Below are 15,715 nucleotides of genomic sequence, written 5' to 3'. Positions count from 1 at the left end.
TGTGCCCCTCAAAAGGCACATCGCTGGCGTTGTTTTTTTGGTTTGGTGGTCATAGCGCGAGCAAAACACCCGATCCCATCCCGAACTCGGCAGTTAAGTGCCGCAGCGCTGATGGTACTGCGTCTTAAGACGTGGGAGAGTAAGTCACTGCCAAACCTAATAAACAACGCCTCCTTGGAACACTCCAAGGGTATCTCTCTTACGATGCACCTACCAAAATAGGTGCGCCAAACATTGGCGCGGGATGGAGCAGCCCGGTAGCTCGTCAGGCTCATAACCTGAAGGTCGTAGGTTCAAATCCTACTCCCGCAACCAAAAATATACAATATATCATTACGTTACCACCCACCCTCGGGTGGTTCTTGGCGTTTGAATACCACACTGGACCCGTTGTGGACGCAACGAAGGCGAAACCAGAGATGTGGCAGCAGCGCAACGCCCGCATAGCTCAAATCATGCGCCAATCATCCATCACGATCCCAAAAATATTTGAAGGAGAAGATACCCATGGCCAAGAACGATGATCTAAGCGGCTTCACGACGGCACAATCCAAACCCGAAACCGCTATGGACAAGACCGCCAGAGCCGTGAAGGAAATCAAGGAGGCCGAAACTAAGGAACGCCAAGACAAAATGGCCCGCCTGCGCAGGGCACGCCATGAAAGCGAAGCTGAAGCGACCACTAAACCCGTTTCCTGACTGCATATAGCTGCGTACGTGCGGGGCGGTGGGGTGTCTGCGTAACCAACCAATCCCAAATACCGTCACCCGTCGCACAGCGGCGCAACCAACGTGGATTCTCCAACCGTTGAAATCTCCTAGAATGACCGTTCGGAACCGTACGTCCAACCGCTGCCAACGGGTCGCGAACGGTTCCGAACAGACCATAGATCGAAAGGGATACCAAAGTGAACAATCACGCAAAACTGGGGATGCTCCTGCCCGCCATTCTAAACCCGGCCACTGCCGCCATAGTCGGGATCGCTGCGATGGCCGTCGGCCTCTACCGCATGCTCCCGGATGACGAGAAAGACGCAACCGTGGGCGCGGTATCGAGCAACGGTTCGAAGCAACCTATTCCAACCGTCGAAGCACGGTTGCCAGCCGTTGAACTAGATGACGTTCAACGGGGGTGCCAACTGTCTGGTGACGGGCTGGGAACGGTTCCCGTTGTTCATGCGACGGTTTCAACTAAACCCTCTGATGACGACGAGAGCGCGATGATCCGCAAGGCAATGTCAGAACTGGGGAAACGTAGTGCAGTAGCGAGGGCGAAGAAAAAGGCCGAACGTGGCGACGTATCAACCTGAGTTCCCTATAAATATCGCTGATATCACTTTCTTGCTTTATGCTCAAAGAACAGGCCCATTGGAGACTTTTTTAACTCCTTATGAGCCTCGTTCAGTTCCCTAAAACGATTTGGTATCTCTCGAAGCTTCGGGGCATCTATTAGCTGGTTAACCGCAAAGCTTGCTGCGCCAAATGTTGGAGTTCCGGTAACAATTGACGCAATATCTATAGCACCGGCAGCAACCATCGTTCCTATGTCGTGTCCAGCAAATTTCACCTTCTTGGCACGAAGGTCCTTAACTTCTTTCATATGTCGCTCAAACGCGTCTCTGATATTCTCAACAATTTTATCGCTAGAACGGAAGAAATTTGTTGGATTGGCTTGCGAAAGTTCATCAACGCCAACTGAGAGAACTGAACGAATTTCATCAAATGCTCCCGATTTTCGCATCTCAATGATAGCATCTGGAGGAATATTCCCAAGCCATTCTTCATCTGTATCGGATGCACGTTGCAAACCTCTGATCATGTGGAGATGAGTGCGGCTGTCAGGTTCTATCGCAGAATTGTATTCAAGCTTCCAATTAAAATACTGCCAAGAAGTGGGCGCATCCATCAGCGGGACTCCGGCAAGATATCGACTTTTCAGGAGCAAGTCCGTCGCCTGGCCCATGCGTCCAAAGCACTGTGCTGCTAGCATTTGCCCCGCGTGTGGAGCGGCTTCTAAAGTGCTCGACCAATCAAGTTTGAGTGACTTACTAAGTTGTTCTTCAAGGCTTTCGGTCCATTCTGTATCAAACAAGACTCGCGAGGCGTCAGCAATAGAGGCGACGATCTGTTCGGGATTTTCAAGTGGCGCCACAAACTCCCAAAGTTCATCGGCTTCGGTGAACTCTCGACCAAATATCCGACTGGCGTGCTTCAACCCATCGGCTGTAGCGATGCGCTTAAGGAATTCAGCCTCTTGTTCATCCACAGAGGACCTGAACGGCGCAAAAGCTACAATGGGTACATCAGTATTTGCGTTAGCAAGTTTTTGATACTGCAGGACATTTATAGTGTGCTTCACGAGGTAGTGAAGCTGAGTTTCTGGTTTGGCAACATTAAAAATATGGCGGCTATTCCAGAAAGGATCGGATAAAATGATTGTATCGATATATAGGCTAGCTGTGCTTGAGATGTTCCTTTGGTAGCTTGGAAATAGATCACCTCCATAAATGGCCTTAGACGCACGTAAATCCTGAATGTGATAATGAGCAGAATCTGAAACATTTTCCCAAAACTCTTGCATCGTTTCTATGAATTTGGGTATTTGAGGAACAATATCCCTCACAAAGTCTGAGCTTTTGGGGGCAAGGCGGGCAAACTCTAGAGCATCTAAATTATAGTTTTTTGCCTCTTGGTTGATGAATCCGAGGTTCTTCTCAATAAACTCGAAGTACATTGACGAAATGTCTGATAATGAAATTGCGTCTTTGGCTTGGTTCCGCTGGTGCATATGAGCTGCCATCAGAGACATTGAACGTACCCTGCCGTCAACCGTACTTAGATCGATTTTCCCATCCGGTTGATATTGAACTTTGGAGAGGCTTGTTTTGGTATCCTCCCACAGATGGTCTGCAATATGAATTTTTCCTTCTTCGAACATCAGTTTGAGTGTCTCGAGGCGCCACCGAAGATCGTCATCATACTGCTCTTGGGTATCATTCGTCATGCTCGGCTTCCCTGATATACAGCAGCTGTCGTGGCGGGGCGTACCACTGATCTTATGCTCATCTCAGAATTGCATGTTGTTAGTTGTTCCTCAATACTTCAAGAGACCTTTGTTTAGAAGGACGCTTGACGCATAGGCAGAAATCTAAATGACCCCATAAGTCTGTTCTCAACGATAGAAAAGTTGAGGCTCTTCATCTGTAACAAAACCGGAAATCTGTAGTTCCTTACGGATCACACCAACCGATACCGCGCGGCCGCCTTGCTAAGCCGCTCATTTACTGGCACGGGGTGCGCATCGCAAGATCGCTGCAACGCGCTTATGTGACAATCCATGAATTCGTGGAAGTCGTCACTGGGCACGTCTGAGATTGCTGCGCGGGTGACAAACAGACCTAATAGCTGCGCATCGATTTCACGCATTTTTTCGATGCGGTTCGCATTGCGCACGTCGTCGGGCAGAACGCCACAGCAGTTGGCCCGCAAGTCATTGTGGATCACATGTTCAAATTGCCGCCATAGCTCATCCAAAGGCCACCGGGACCGATTGCGGTCAATCGTTGGCTCGCAGTAGTGAATGCGCGTCAGCGCGTCTGTGAAGACGTCTCCAACCATATCTTGGATGTCCTGCCAGTTGCGCATCTCAAACCTGTGGCGCAGTTGCTTGGAACCTAGCCGCAGTTCAAACCGCCAGACTTGGCTGGCATTGCGGTCTTTGATGTCGAGCGGGTGTTCTCCTTGCGCGGCGAGTGCGGCATTCCAGATTGTCAGCCAACCCATTTTACCTGTCTGGATGATTTCGGCGCGCTTGTCGTAGATGGCGATTTGCCTGTTTGCGATGGCCCCGGCACGCAGCCCGGTCACGCGTGATCCGCTAGCCATTGTCGCGGTTTCGTCAATGCCGGTGAATTCTGTGATCTTTGTGCCGGGTGGCACCACCAACGCCTCACGGTTCGGTTCGAACCAAGGTGCAAGGAAATCGACGGCATAATCTGCGCGGGACACGCGCAGTTGCGTTTCGACATATTTGATTTCCATGGCGTTTATGCATTCGCGGAAATGTCGCTCTGCACCTTCCAAGCCACCGGTCGCCAGTCCGAAGGCGCGGAAATCGACAGTAATGCCGGGATTGTGGGGAATGCGGTCTTGTGGGTCTTGGAATAACCAGACCGCGCCATGGTCACCAGTATGCGCTGTAAAGCCGCGCGCGCCCTTGTTGCTGACGCTCAGCGTGACGGGACCAAAGCTGATCAAGCATTCGCTGTGTGTTTGCTTTGCATGGTCCTTCGCAGCGGCAAGTTTTTCCCGTAGCGCCGGGGGGATGTCAGTCTGGACAGTGAACTTCAGGCCATCGAAACCCGAATGCAAGATTGTCGCGTCCATTTGCTCTGACCTTCGCTTTCGTATTCGTGGAGGGGGGTGTTACAAGACCCCCCTTGGTTCCGGCTGTTGCCGTTGCGGTTTCAATTCTGGAAGGGGGCGGCTGCTACGCACCCTTGAAGGTGCCTCCGGCGGGGCAGCTTTTGTTTTGGGGCCGGGCGCGAAGGCCCGGCTCAGCTTGTTATTGGCGGGTAGCGAGCTGTCGGCTGATCCAAATTTCGGCGCGTTCGGCGCATTTTGCGGCGTTCAGCAGGTCGCTATGAAAGAACCCCGATGTGTTTTTCCATTCGTTCTGATCGTTCTTGTAGGATCGGGACATGTCGACAGAGTAAGACCCGTCATTGTCCCAGATAGTGGCGGTGATCAGGCCCAACTTGATCTTATGGGCTGGTTGATTTGACATGATTGTCCTCCGATTTCAATTTTTGTTGCTATGAAACGAAAGGCGCGAGATCGCATTTGACCCCGCGCCTGTTTGAAGCCATCCGGCCCCAAAATCCCGCGCAGTGCTGCCAACCCGGCGCGGGCAAAACTCAAAGCTGAGAGGTGTTCTTGCGCATCCGGGACTCTTGCCAGTCAAGCAGATCGCGGCGGCGATAGCGCACCGAACGGCCCGGCTTATAGAACTGTGGGCCGAAGCCAGTGACACGCCATTTCTGCAATGTCCGAACGCTTTGGCAGAGGAAATCTGAGGCGCGGGTTTCGTCAATGAAGCCGTCAAGATAGTCGAGAGCGGCTTGGTTGGCTTGTGGTGTTTGAACTTGTGTCTGCATCTTTTCGCTCCTTGTGCGGTCTGATGCGTTCGTTGTCGTTCAAGCCGGATACAGTAAATAGAACAGTAAATTTCCGGACAATTTACTGTTTACTGCTTTTCCTTAACTCATTGAAAAGAGGGGTAAAGTGGCTTCTGATCCCTTCATCACCTAGCTTGTAGCTTTCGGGGTACCGGTCAGGGTTCGTGGTCCGCATATGCTGACGAATGAGTGGAAAGTGCGCCTTTGCTGATCGTTCGACATCGATACCGCCCAATTTCTCTAGTGCGGAGAACGCTTTCTGAACATCTAGTTTGATCGACGGCCTACCAGCCTGCCGCCTTTCCATTTCGACGCTCAGCAATGCTTCTTCGACAAGTCGGTCTTGCCCTTCAGGGGAAATCAGCCGAACTTCGATGAACTGCAAGCTCTGTCCGCTCAGGCTTGAGGCAGTCCAGTCCACATGCCCCTTCCAGACGTCCGGTGGTATTGCTACGGGAACCGAAGACAGAGATCGCGGCGGTTCAAAACCGAATGACAGCAATCTGCCGAGCTTGACGTGATTGATAATGTTTGTCTGAAGGGATTTTCGTACTTTCTCCCTTTCGGTCAGTATTTCGCGCGAGCCGACGATCCCAGACATAAAGACTTCGGACAGAGGCCGATCCTTCATTTTTGCCTCTTCGACGCCTTTCTCGAATGCGGTCATTGCAGACTTGTTCTGTGCCGCGTTCCATTTTTCCTTCAGGTCGGCATGTGCATAGGCATACCAAGCGCGTGACATGGGAATGCCGTTGGCCCAAATCTTCTGCAGGGTAGCTTCAGAGTAAATGGTCATTCAAGGGCGTCCCGTGCTTGTTGGTTTTTCGCAATGTTTCTCATTTCGCATGTGGTCGCAACGGTTGAACCAAAGCTTGCTTGATCCCATACTTCCAGATGCCGCCCATGGTGCACCAGTGTCCCTACGCTGGCTCCAAGAGGAAAACACTGAGCCTTGTGCAACTAATTTTAAGGTCTGAGTTATGCTCGCCAACCTTTTGAAGTTTTATGACCTATACCCCTCAATTTTGTTTTCACTGAAAAACATATTACGCGCTGCTATTGAGCCTGATCTTCTCGAACAGCTTGATTTCCACGGCGAGCGGCAACGAGAAATTCTCAGCGTAGCGCAGGTGTATCAAGTTGATGAGTCTGCCGAACTCATGCTCCGCAATCTCTCTGCGCAAATGCAGGAAGACGGCCTAGACAGTATGTTCGCTAGCGTTCGACTGCCATTCCCAGCAATGCTGATTACAGTGCCTGAGCCTGCCACGGGTGCATGGCCTGCCGCTCTAATCACCCAAGACGATGACACGCTGTATACACAAGTGTACCATGCCAATAAGGATGGGATGCTGCCAAACCTTCTTATCTTCAGGTCTAGAGGGGCTTCTGTAGATATCTTGCATTCACCGACGATGAGGCTTGCAAAGGCTATTGGTGAAGAGATCACGGAAGAAGCTGCGAACAAGCAAGAGCAAAAACTATGCTTCGACTTTCTGAGCATAGCGGTAGGCATGTCGATCCTGTTTGAACACAACGCTATGTTGGAAGTAGAGGAAGCCGCTGCTTATCCGCGATCTGAAAGACGAAGGGCTGAGAGGTCGGGCCGGGCGTTACCGGATAAATCGATCATCAAGGTAAAGCTTGGTGATCTAGGCAAACGGCAAGTACAGGCGACGAAAGAAGCGGGTATCAAAGACGACGACAGCAAGACAGCGCGACGTGCGCATTGGGTTCAAGGCCACTTCATGCGGAATAGAGCGGGAGGGATTAGCTGGAGGAACCCGCACTTGCGGGGCGCTGGCCCTATTGTCGAACAGGTGAGGCACGTTTCGTTCGATGAGGGTGATTGATCAGTTTTAAGAGTAAATATGTATTGAGAGATATTAGGCTGTTCGTTTGGGTGTCGTTCATGAACTTACATAAGATAGTGTATCTGCTAACCTACGACGCGCAGTGTGAGTACTGATGGCGTCCCATCACCGACCAAGGCGCTCAACCGTTCCGCATTCTCTTCAGCGGCACGTCGGACCGGATCATCCGCCAAATGGGCGTAACGCATGGTCGTCTGGATTTGTGAGTGCCCCAACAGCCGTCCAACCATCTGAATGGGCATCCCAGAAGAAACCGCATTGGACGCATACGTGTGGCGCAGATCATGAATGCGCACATCATCCAGACCGGCGCGCGCGCGAATGCGCCGCCATGGATGCTGCATATCGGTAATGTGGCTGCCGTCCAGCTTGCCTTCGATCACATAAGGGTTGCCGGGGGTGCGGGGCAGGGTGGACAGGATCGCCCTTGCCGCTGCAGGAAGCGGGATGCGCCGCGCTCCGGTCTTTGTATCCGGCAATTCCATGCCTGTGTCGGTGATAAAGCCCCATTGCAGCGTTTGTATCTCACGCAGGCGGCATCCCGTCAGGATCAGCAACCGGAAGGCCGCGACCACATGCACGCTCTCTGAGCCGTCGCGTTCGGCTTGCGCAAGAACCGCTCCCAACCGCTGCAGCTCATGCTGGCTTAGGTAGCGTTCCCGCTTTTGTTCACGGTACTTCGGGACGTGGCGACAAGGGTTCGAACCGTCAGGACGCATGCCCCAAATCTCTGCCATGTTGAACATCTTGGAAAGCACCTGCATCGTGCGGTTTGCCTGATCGGGCGTTTCACGGTGTTTGTGATGTAGCGCGGCAATGTCTTTGCGTTCGACGTCGATCACTTTGAAGCCGCCAATTTCAGGCTTGATGAACAGCTCAAGCGCGCGGCGGTATTCTTTCTGGGTGGTCGGCTTGCAGCGCTCTTCGGCATGTTCCCGAAAGAACCGATCACACAGTGCGGCAACCGTTGGCGCGCGCCGTTCCAGCGCGATCTCTTCGGCTGGGTTTTCGCCCATGGCCACTTGCCCCATGACGTCCTTTGCCAAGCGGCGCGCCTCGTCCACCGTGATCTTGCCATGCCGACCGAGAGACACGCGACGGGTACGCCCGCCCTTGCGATACTGCGCCTGATAGGTCTTTGCCCCTGATGGCATGACACGGACGCCGAATCCGGCAATCTGGCTATCCCAGACAAAGAAATCCGCAGCCTCGGACTTGAGTGCATCAATGACGCGTTTGGTCAGCTTGGGCATATCGGTTTCTCTCTTTCCCGCATTCTCGTGGAAGCACTGTGGAAGCAACTGGAAGCGTTTCGTAGAGCAAGAGATAGGAGAGCAGAGTCAAAGCCGTCAATATAATTCAAGCGAAATCAACAAGATAGGGTATATGGGCGCATAGGGTGGTAAATGGTAGAGACTGCTATAAGCTGCCTCATAACCTGAAGGTCGTAGGTTCAAATCCTACTCCCGCAACCAAATCACACACAATATCATTACGTTACCACCCACCCTCGGGTGGTTCTTGGCGTTTGAATACCACACTGGACCGGTTGTGGACGCAAGCAAGGCGGCGGCTGGCGGGCGACGGGCACCCTATGCAAAGAACGTTCAGCTTTGAAATCACCACTGAACACGTCGTCTTCAACACGCTGGCCTCTGCCGATCTCGTCATATGGATCTCGATTTGCCTGAAGGCGCTGGTCTACGCGACCACCGATGACAGCGGGAAACGCTTTGACCCCGCTTACGCTACGCAGCCTGCCTAGGCGCGAGGCGCAGTCGCTGAAATCGCTTGCGGTAGGCGACGCTGATCCGCACCATCCAAATCACGACAGATGCCTTGAACACGCCCCAGCCGCGTCAAATGTCCAAGAAAATCGCAGACGGCAAGTGCATTTTTGACACCGAAACACGCAACCCCAACAGACTTAGGAATAGGCACATGAAACGTAGAGATTTTTTGATCACCGCCTCCAGCGCTGCCGTTTTGGCTTTGCCGGTGCGTGCGGCTGTAGCCCAGATGCAGGTTCTCAAGTCGCCAACCTGTGGATGTTGTTCGGCCTGGGTGGCGCATATCGAGGATGCGGGACTGGTCGTTGAAACCCAGGACGTGTCGCAAGAGGTCTTGTGGGCGGCGAAAGACAGGGCGGGGATCACCCCTGAGCTGAGTTCATGTCATACAGGGTTCATTGACGGCTATGTCATCGAAGGCCACGTTCCAGCAGCGGATATCCAGCGGCTTCTGACAGAGAGACCCGATGCGATTGGCCTGACCGTGCCCGGAATGCCAATTGGATCGCCGGGTATGGAAATGGACGAACGGCGCGACGCTTTTGATACGCTGCTTGTGCTGCGCGATGGCAGCATTGTCGTGTTTTCAAGCCATACCTAGATCTAATCAGCGCAGGCCGCTTCTGATCTTGAACAGGCCAAAACCTCAGATTGGGGTGGCTGGATAGCCTGCTTCGGCAAGGGCGGCTTGCACTATTGCAGTGTCCACGACGCTCCCCAGCGCGATCCGCCGTGTTTCCATGTCGAAATTGATTTGGGCTTCGGGATCGAGGCCTTTGATAGCTTTTTCGACGATCGCCTTACAGTGGCCGCAGCTCATGTCGGGAATATGGAATGTATTCATGCGTTTCTCCTTTTGACGCAGTTAAAGGTCAACACGTCGCAGACGCAATGCATTCGAGATAACCGAGACGGACGAGAGGCTCATCGCCGCCGCCGCGATCATGGGCGAGAGCAGCAGGCCGGTCACAGGGTAGAGCAGTCCAGCAGCGATCGGGATTCCAAGGCTGTTGTAGGCGAAGGCGAAGAACAGGTTTTGTTTGATGTTGCGCAACGTCGCGCGGGCAAGTTTGCGCGCCCGCACGATCCCCATCAGGTCGCCGCCGAGCAGGGTGATGCCTGCGCTTTCCATCGCCACGTCAGCACCGGTGCCCATGGCAATGCCAACATCCGCAGCGGCCAGCGCGGGGGCGTCGTTCACCCCATCACCTGCCATCGCAATCTTGTGGCCATCCTTGCGCAACTGGTCGATCAGCTTTTTCTTGTCTTCCGGTAGAACACCTGCGCGGACCTCATCAATGCCCAGCCTTTCGGCCACAGCCTTTGCTGTGCGTTCGTTGTCGCCCGTCGCCATGATGACGCGCAGCCCCTGGGCGTGGAGTGCCTTGATCGCCTGAGCCGTGCTGTCCTTGATCGGGTCGGCTACTGCCACGATGCCTGCCAGCGCCCCATCGACCGCGACGAACATCGCCGTCTTGCCCTCGGCGCGCAGAGCATCGGCCTTTTCTTCGGCAGCACCCGTGTCTAGGCCGATCTCTTGCATCATCGCCGTGTTGCCAAGGGCGACAGCGTGCCCGTCGATCTGTCCGCGCGCACCCTTGCCGGTGACGGCCTCGAACTCGGTGGCCTCTTGCCTTGCGGCGCCTGCCGCTTCGGCCCCTTCAACGATGGCTTCGGCCAGAGGATGTTCGGACCCACGTTCAAGTGCTGCGGCCAGCGACAACAACTCCGCCTTAGTTACATCGCCCAGCGTCACCGTGTCAGTTAGCGTGGGCTTGCCCATCGTCAGCGTGCCGGTCTTGTCCACGATCAGCGTGTCAACAGACGCCATGCGTTCCAGCGCCTCGGCGTCCTTGATCAACACCCCCGCCTGCGCGCCGCGTCCCGCCGCCGTGGTGATCGAGATCGGCGTGGCCAGCCCGAGCGCGCAAGGACATGCGATGATCAGCACCGAGACGGCTGAAGCGATGGCAAAGACAAGCGCGGGGTCCGGCCCGAAGATCATCCAGACGACAAAGGCGAAGATCGCAGTGCCTACCACGGTTGGCACGAAAACCGCTGACACGCGGTCAGCCAGTCCTTGGATTGGCGCACGCGACCGCCTCGCGTTCGACACCATCGTCACGATCTGCGCCAACACAGTGTCTGCACCGACCTTGCCCGCTTCGATTGCCAACGCGCCGTTCTTGTTGATCGTAGCACCGGTCACAGCATCGCCGGGACCTTTTTCGACAGGCATCGCCTCGCCGGTCAGCATGCTTTCGTCCAGGCTGGAACGCCCCTCGATCACCGTTGCGTCCACGGGGACGGCATCGCCGGGGCGCACGCGCAGCCGGTCGCCCTCCATGATATTTTCCAGCGGTGCATCGTATTCCGTGCCGTCCGGCAGGATGCGCCGCGCGGTCTTGGGCGCGAGGTCAAGAAGCGCGCGGATCGCGTCTCCGGTACGTTCGCGGGCGCGAAGTTCCAGCACCTGGCCAACAAAGACCAGCGCCACGATCACCACCGACGCCTCAAAGTATGTGCCGACGCCCGCGCCCATGCGATACTGGTCTGGGAACAGTCCCGGCAGGAACGTTGCGAAGATCGAATAGAGATAGGCCGCCGACACCCCAAGGCTGATCAGCGTCCACATATTGGGCGATCGGTTCACGACTGAATCCCAGCCCCGCTTGAAAAACGGCCATGCCGCCCAAAGCACGATGGGTGTGGCCAGCACAAATTCCAGATAGCTTGCGGTCTGATGCCCGATCCAATCGCGCACCGGCAGGCCGACCAGCCCGCCCATGGTCAGCACGATCAGCGGCACCGCCGCCGCTGCAGAAATCCACATCCGGCGGGTGAAGTCGGTCAGCTCCTCACTAGGTTCATCCGACGGAAGCATCGGCTCCAGCGCCATGCCGCAGAGCGGGCAGGCTCCGGGCGCGTCACGGATGATCTCGGGGTGCATGGGGCATGTGTACTGGGCATGCGCGGGCGCTGTCTTCTTCTCCCCTACCGCGCGGCCGGACGCGTAGTGCCACGGGTCGGCCTTGAACTTTGTCTGGCATTTCTCGGAGCAGAAATGGAAGGTCTCGCCTTCAAACTCCGCGTGCCGCCCGTCGGGCTTGACCGCGACAGTCATCCCGCAGACCGGATCCTTGGCCGTCTCTGCCCCCGCCTGAATTTCGGGTGCCGCGTGACGATAATCGTGGTCCATGAGGTGCCAGCCTTTCAGTTGTTTCTCAGCCCAAGGCGTCCAGTCATTGGAACCTCAATGGTCCTGTCACGTATTCGTGCCGCCGCCGGTGCTCGTTTAAGCCACTTTCGTTCGAAGGCGACAGGGCTTTTCCAACCCAGTGCTGCGTGCGGACGGCGTGGATTGTACAAGCCGTTGATGTATTCGAAGAGCGCCATGAAAAACGGCTGCAGTGAAGCTCATATATTCGCCAAGTGACGATGAGAGCTGTGTTCGGTACCCAGAGCCGACCGCACAGCCGACGATACGACGGCAATGCAAGCCCGGGATCACAGCCAAGTAAAGCCAGTCCTCACGGGTCCAAACGGAGCTGATATCACCCGCCTATTTCTGGTTTGGCGCTTCTGCCACGAAGTCACGATCCAGCAGGTCCGACGCGATATTGAACTTATGATCACTGTCCGCTCTGGGCAGATTACTTTGCAATCGCCTGCGGGGCAATGGTCGTCACCTTGTGTGTGCGGGTTCTGGCCACGGATATGCCGTTCTGGCACATCAATCGGCCAACGCAGCGGTGGGCTGTAACCAGTCCAATGTCCTTCAGCTCTGCGGTCCTGCGTGGGCGAGTATGGCTGCCTATGACCCGTCAACCTAAGCAGGCTTTCGCCCGAGTGATCAATTCAACCTGACAGAAATGGCTCCAAGGCCGTCGATCTGCCCATGCACTTCGCAGGGAACATCAATATACGTCAGCGGATGAAGTGATCCTGTAATCACGATTTGGCCAACCTGCAGCCCGCCACAATGTGTCCCGATCTTTGCCAAAAGCATCTTCAGGGTGGAAAATGCGGACCCACCCGGTACATCAGCAGGACCATCCAACATAATATTATCCCCAGCCTGCATCCGGGCTTTGATATTACCAATGTCACGTCCGTCCCAGTCGCCCATCGTCGCCCCGATGATCAGCCCGTGATTGATCTGAAAGTCAGCGAGCTTGGCAATCGGGTCTTCTGCGAGGGGGGCGCGCAACCGGCTGTTCACCAGTTCGATCACTGGCACCGGCCGAACGCTACGGCAGAGTTTGGCTTCAAAATCGTCGGCTGATTGGTCAGGCAATGGCGCAACGATCTTCCAGCCCACTTCCAATTCAACCCCCATGACATCGCCTATCGCCACGGTCGCACCAGATGCGAAAACGAAACCGGGTACGATCGGCGACATGATCGGCTCTTGCCCAGGCTTGAGTGCCGCCTTGAAGCCGGCGATAGGCCCCAGTGCAGCGGACACCCGCGCTTGAATGTAATACGCCTCGGCATTTGTTTTGGGGGCAGGGCCATCAGGCGCACAGCGGTTGCCCGACTGATGGGCCTCGATCAGCGCATCTGCGAAAGCATCAAGATGTTTCACTGCCATTCCTCCATGATGCGCAGCATCCGGCGCGCTGCCTCTGGAATTGGTGCGATAAGATCGCAAGGTGCAAGTGGGCGTAAGCGTTCCGCAGATTGCCCCAGAGGTCCGCCGCCTATGATGACCGCCTGTGCACCCGCCGAGTGTGCCCTGTGCGTCGCGGCTAATAAAGCTGCATCGAGTGCGTCCTCATCTGCGGAAAGTATCACGGGGTCGCCATCTGTTAGAAAAGTCCCCAGATAGGCGCCGCTTGGGGCGGAGGTGCGCATGAGCATGTCAATTCCGGACACCAGCCCTGGCGTATGGGTGACCACGGCATAACGTCGGCCGCCAGAGGCCGCGGCAATCGCCGCAGACTCGCCTATTCCGATGACAGGAATATCCAGTCGCGCCGCCAAAGCCGCGCGTCCGGGATCACCAAACGCGCACACAATGATCCCGCCCACAGCGTCTGGAATCTCTGCCGCCGCCACATGTGCAGCCGCTGCATCAAGAAGCGTCATGGAGGTCAGCAACCCTGGTCCGTCTGGCGCAGTCCAGCCCTGCACGTCTGGCAGGATCGTGCTCGCGATTGCAGCCATCTCGCGGGTCGTCGCGCGATTGCTATTGGGGTTCATCAAAAGGACTGGTTGCCTTGGCTGAAGTGTCAATTGAGTTCAACCACGGCTTCCACTTCGACCAATGCATTGGCTGGCAAAGACGCTACGTTGACAGCAGTGCGCGCGTGCCGTCCGGCATCGCCCCAAAGGTCGATGAAAAGCTGCGATGCGCCGTTCACGATTTGTGGTCCATCCGGATAGCCGGGGTCTGCGGCAACAAAACCACCAACCCGCACGATCTGGCTGACTTTCGTCAGGGACCCGGCGACAGCACGTATCGAGAATAGAAGGTTCAGCGCGCACATTTGTGCGGCTTGTTGCCCAATGGCGGTGTCGAACCCGGTGCCAATGGGGCCAAAGTATTTTGGCACGCCTTCCCATTCACAGATTTGACCGGACAGGAACAATAGATTGCCGGTGATCTTGCCGGGCAGAAACAAAGCCCGCGATGGGGCCGATGGTGGCAGCGCAAGGCCCAGTTTGCCTAGCTGCGCTTCGATGGGGCAGCTCATGTGGTGGTTCCTTTTGCCAGCGCATTGGCCAGCGCAATCAGCGATAAATCCGACCCGCGTGGCCCGATCAGAGAAAGCCCGAAAGGCGCGCCGTCGATACTGCCTGCGGGGAAAGTCACCTGAGGTAGCCCGACAAGCCCTGCCACGCACAAAAGACGCATAGCGTCGTGGCGGTAGGTGTCGAACACCTCGATAGGCGCGTCCAAGCGAAACGGAGCCTCTGGGACGACGGGAGCGAGCAGCACGCCGGTGTCACCCAGAAGTGCCACAATTTTTGCGGCATAGTTGGCCCGCGCCTTTCGCGCATCGGCGATCTGCGCCTCTGCAAGCTGTTCTGCTGCGGCCACCCGCCCATGAATGCCGCGCACCAAGGGCATCCCTGACGCTTTGATCCATGGCACGATTGCGGCTTTGGCATCGCCGCTGATCGTGGTCAGGAAAATGTCATATACAGCAGCTACCCCTTGCGGAAAAACTTCGACGTCTTGGGCTTGCAAGGCTCCAAAGACGCTGACGTATATCGCCTGTTGCTCCGCGGCCAGTTGCGCGATCATATCTGTCGGGCGCAGCAGCACAGGGTTTGGCGGTAAAGCGGCTGTATCCGGGCCGAGCAGCGCATCGGCAGCGCGGGCAAGTGTCGCGCCATCGCGCGCGAAAAGGCCAACAGCGTCATAGCTTGGCGCGAGCGGCTGAACACCGTCCAGACAGACCCGTCCATGCGTTGGACGCAGTCCCCAAATCCCGCAAAAGCTGGCTGGCGCGCGCACTGATCCGCCCGTATCTGATCCGATGGCAATATCGGCAAGTCCGCCTGCGACCGCAACTGCCGACCCCGATGATGACCCGCCGGGAATGCGGTCGGGGGCAGCAGGGTTCACAGGTGTGCCGAAATGCGCATTCATCCCGTACATCGACCAAGCAAGTTCATCAGTATGGGTCTTTCCGACAAACTGAGCGCCCGCATCTAACAGCCGCTGGGCGGCAGAGGCGGTTTTGCTTGCGACAGGGCTTTGCGCAAGCCGTGTTGGACAGCCCGAACCGGTGCGATAGCCTGCGACGTCAAAGATATCTTTCACGGCCAGCGTGAGGCCCGCAAGAGGGCCATCGGCGGCGTGGGTCACGCGAATTGCCTCATACGGCATGAAACAGTTGAAGGGGTCTTTGTCGATCAGCAC

The 15,715-nt window shown here is 55.9% G+C and carries 17 protein-coding genes, 1 tRNA gene, 1 rRNA gene and 1 pseudogene; 7 read left to right on the top strand and 13 right to left on the bottom strand.

Annotated elements, in window-relative coordinates; genetic code table 11:
- Window positions 1-41: 41 nt before the first annotated feature.
- From rrf to ACPF9B_RS10070, 4 genes are all read left to right on the top strand, one after another.
- Window positions 42-156 (top strand): 5S ribosomal RNA (rrf, locus tag ACPF9B_RS10085).
- Between the two features lie 82 nt (window positions 157-238).
- Window positions 239-315: transfer RNA gene (locus tag ACPF9B_RS10080), tRNA-Met, on the top strand.
- Window positions 316-507: 192 nt separating this feature from the next.
- Entirely contained in the window at window positions 508-699 is a 192-nt protein-coding gene (locus ACPF9B_RS10075; protein ID WP_424177151.1) for a hypothetical protein, read from the top strand.
- A 209-nt stretch (window positions 700-908) separates the two neighbouring features.
- On the top strand, window positions 909-1,310 hold the full coding sequence (locus ACPF9B_RS10070; protein ID WP_424177149.1) for a hypothetical protein: 402 nt from the start codon (window positions 909-911) through the stop codon (window positions 1,308-1,310).
- Window positions 1,311-1,333: 23 nt separating this feature from the next.
- Here ACPF9B_RS10070 and ACPF9B_RS10065 read toward each other — a convergent pair whose 3' ends face one another.
- From ACPF9B_RS10065 to ACPF9B_RS10045, 5 genes are all read right to left on the bottom strand, one after another.
- Window positions 1,334-3,004 (bottom strand): hypothetical protein, encoded by a 1,671-nt coding sequence (locus tag ACPF9B_RS10065; RefSeq protein ID WP_424177147.1) that lies wholly within the window; start codon window positions 3,002-3,004, stop codon window positions 1,334-1,336.
- A gap of 233 nt (window positions 3,005-3,237) precedes the next feature.
- The gene (locus ACPF9B_RS10060) at window positions 3,238-4,386 is read right to left on the bottom strand and encodes a hypothetical protein (RefSeq protein ID WP_424177145.1); all 1,149 of its coding nucleotides are present in this window, start codon (window positions 4,384-4,386) and stop codon (window positions 3,238-3,240) included.
- 178 nt (window positions 4,387-4,564) lie between these two features.
- A complete protein-coding gene (locus ACPF9B_RS10055; RefSeq protein ID WP_424177143.1) occupies window positions 4,565-4,786 on the bottom strand; it encodes a hypothetical protein in 222 nt (73 codons plus the stop codon).
- A 130-nt stretch (window positions 4,787-4,916) separates the two neighbouring features.
- The gene (locus ACPF9B_RS10050; RefSeq protein ID WP_424177141.1) at window positions 4,917-5,156 is read right to left on the bottom strand and encodes a helix-turn-helix transcriptional regulator; all 240 of its coding nucleotides are present in this window, start codon (window positions 5,154-5,156) and stop codon (window positions 4,917-4,919) included.
- Between the two features lie 82 nt (window positions 5,157-5,238).
- Window positions 5,239-5,973: a hypothetical protein gene (locus ACPF9B_RS10045; RefSeq protein WP_424177139.1), complete on the bottom strand. Its 735-nt coding sequence runs from the start codon at window positions 5,971-5,973 to the stop codon at window positions 5,239-5,241.
- Window positions 5,974-6,157: 184 nt separating this feature from the next.
- Here ACPF9B_RS10045 and ACPF9B_RS10040 point away from each other — a divergent pair, with 184 nt between their 5' ends.
- Window positions 6,158-7,030, top strand: a complete 873-nt coding sequence (locus ACPF9B_RS10040; RefSeq protein ID WP_424177137.1) for a hypothetical protein — start codon at window positions 6,158-6,160, stop codon at window positions 7,028-7,030.
- Between the two features lie 86 nt (window positions 7,031-7,116).
- Here ACPF9B_RS10040 and ACPF9B_RS10035 read toward each other — a convergent pair whose 3' ends face one another.
- Window positions 7,117-8,304, bottom strand: a complete 1,188-nt coding sequence (locus ACPF9B_RS10035) for a tyrosine-type recombinase/integrase (protein ID WP_424177135.1) — start codon at window positions 8,302-8,304, stop codon at window positions 7,117-7,119.
- 341 nt (window positions 8,305-8,645) lie between these two features.
- Between ACPF9B_RS10035 and ACPF9B_RS10030 the strand changes: the two genes are divergently transcribed.
- Window positions 8,646-8,816, top strand: coding sequence for a hypothetical protein (locus ACPF9B_RS10030; protein ID WP_424177133.1), 171 nt, complete (start codon window positions 8,646-8,648; stop codon window positions 8,814-8,816).
- A gap of 176 nt (window positions 8,817-8,992) precedes the next feature.
- Window positions 8,993-9,442 (top strand): DUF411 domain-containing protein, encoded by a 450-nt coding sequence (locus tag ACPF9B_RS10025; protein WP_424177131.1) that lies wholly within the window; start codon window positions 8,993-8,995, stop codon window positions 9,440-9,442.
- A gap of 45 nt (window positions 9,443-9,487) precedes the next feature.
- Here ACPF9B_RS10025 and ACPF9B_RS10020 read toward each other — a convergent pair whose 3' ends face one another.
- The 7 genes and pseudogenes from ACPF9B_RS10020 to ACPF9B_RS09990 all read right to left on the bottom strand — a co-directional run bounded on the left by ACPF9B_RS10020 (window position 9,488) and on the right by ACPF9B_RS09990 (window position 15,715).
- Window positions 9,488-9,685: a heavy-metal-associated domain-containing protein gene (locus ACPF9B_RS10020; protein WP_424177129.1), complete on the bottom strand. Its 198-nt coding sequence runs from the start codon at window positions 9,683-9,685 to the stop codon at window positions 9,488-9,490.
- A gap of 21 nt (window positions 9,686-9,706) precedes the next feature.
- Window positions 9,707-12,040: a heavy metal translocating P-type ATPase gene (locus ACPF9B_RS10015; RefSeq protein WP_424177127.1), complete on the bottom strand. Its 2,334-nt coding sequence runs from the start codon at window positions 12,038-12,040 to the stop codon at window positions 9,707-9,709.
- Between the two features lie 104 nt (window positions 12,041-12,144).
- A pseudogene (locus tag ACPF9B_RS10010) lies at window positions 12,145-12,659 on the bottom strand (IS3 family transposase); the annotation flags it as partial.
- 35 nt (window positions 12,660-12,694) lie between these two features.
- Entirely contained in the window at window positions 12,695-13,309 is a 615-nt protein-coding gene (locus tag ACPF9B_RS10005; protein WP_424177125.1) for a hydratase, read from the bottom strand.
- Between the two features lie 116 nt (window positions 13,310-13,425).
- Window positions 13,426-14,046 carry an aspartate/glutamate racemase family protein gene (locus tag ACPF9B_RS10000; protein ID WP_424177123.1) on the bottom strand — a complete coding sequence of 207 codons (621 nt, stop codon included), beginning with the start codon at window positions 14,044-14,046 and terminating at the stop codon, window positions 13,426-13,428.
- Between the two features lie 29 nt (window positions 14,047-14,075).
- Window positions 14,076-14,540, bottom strand: a complete 465-nt coding sequence (locus ACPF9B_RS09995) for a RidA family protein (protein ID WP_007203968.1) — start codon at window positions 14,538-14,540, stop codon at window positions 14,076-14,078.
- Window positions 14,537-15,715 (bottom strand): amidase, encoded by a 1,179-nt coding sequence (locus tag ACPF9B_RS09990; protein WP_424177120.1) that lies wholly within the window; start codon window positions 15,713-15,715, stop codon window positions 14,537-14,539. The genes ACPF9B_RS09995 and ACPF9B_RS09990 overlap by 4 nt, the downstream gene beginning before the upstream one ends.

Origin of the sequence: Yoonia sp. TsM2_T14_4, from assembly GCF_049602355.1 — a bacterium.
Classification (GTDB): Bacteria; Pseudomonadota; Alphaproteobacteria; order Rhodobacterales; family Rhodobacteraceae; genus Yoonia; species Yoonia vestfoldensis_A.
This window is presented reverse-complemented; position numbering and strand designations above follow the sequence as displayed.

Bases quoted from the DNA above. Each gene is read 5' to 3' on its own strand.
- ACPF9B_RS10035 (WP_424177135.1), bottom strand. From the start codon at position 8,304: ATGCCCAAGCTGACCAAACGCGTCATTGATGCACTCAAGTCCGAGGCT.
- ACPF9B_RS10065 (WP_424177147.1), bottom strand. From the start codon at position 3,004: ATGACGAATGATACCCAAGAGCAGTATGATGACGATCTTCGGTGGCGC.
- ACPF9B_RS10055 (WP_424177143.1), bottom strand. From the start codon at position 4,786: ATGTCAAATCAACCAGCCCATAAGATCAAGTTGGGCCTGATCACCGCC.
- ACPF9B_RS10000 (WP_424177123.1), bottom strand. From the start codon at position 14,046: ATGAACCCCAATAGCAATCGCGCGACGACCCGCGAGATGGCTGCAATC.
- ACPF9B_RS10075 (WP_424177151.1), top strand. From the start codon at position 508: ATGGCCAAGAACGATGATCTAAGCGGCTTCACGACGGCACAATCCAAA.
- ACPF9B_RS10050 (WP_424177141.1), bottom strand. From the start codon at position 5,156: ATGCAGACACAAGTTCAAACACCACAAGCCAACCAAGCCGCTCTCGAC.
- ACPF9B_RS10045 (WP_424177139.1), bottom strand. From the start codon at position 5,973: ATGACCATTTACTCTGAAGCTACCCTGCAGAAGATTTGGGCCAACGGC.
- ACPF9B_RS10025 (WP_424177131.1), top strand. From the start codon at position 8,993: ATGAAACGTAGAGATTTTTTGATCACCGCCTCCAGCGCTGCCGTTTTG.
- ACPF9B_RS09995 (WP_007203968.1), bottom strand. From the start codon at position 14,540: ATGAGCTGCCCCATCGAAGCGCAGCTAGGCAAACTGGGCCTTGCGCTG.
- ACPF9B_RS10060 (WP_424177145.1), bottom strand. From the start codon at position 4,386: ATGGACGCGACAATCTTGCATTCGGGTTTCGATGGCCTGAAGTTCACT.
- ACPF9B_RS10015 (WP_424177127.1), bottom strand. From the start codon at position 12,040: ATGGACCACGATTATCGTCACGCGGCACCCGAAATTCAGGCGGGGGCA.
- ACPF9B_RS10020 (WP_424177129.1), bottom strand. From the start codon at position 9,685: ATGAATACATTCCATATTCCCGACATGAGCTGCGGCCACTGTAAGGCG.
- ACPF9B_RS10040 (WP_424177137.1), top strand. From the start codon at position 6,158: ATGCTCGCCAACCTTTTGAAGTTTTATGACCTATACCCCTCAATTTTG.
- ACPF9B_RS10030 (WP_424177133.1), top strand. From the start codon at position 8,646: ATGCAAAGAACGTTCAGCTTTGAAATCACCACTGAACACGTCGTCTTC.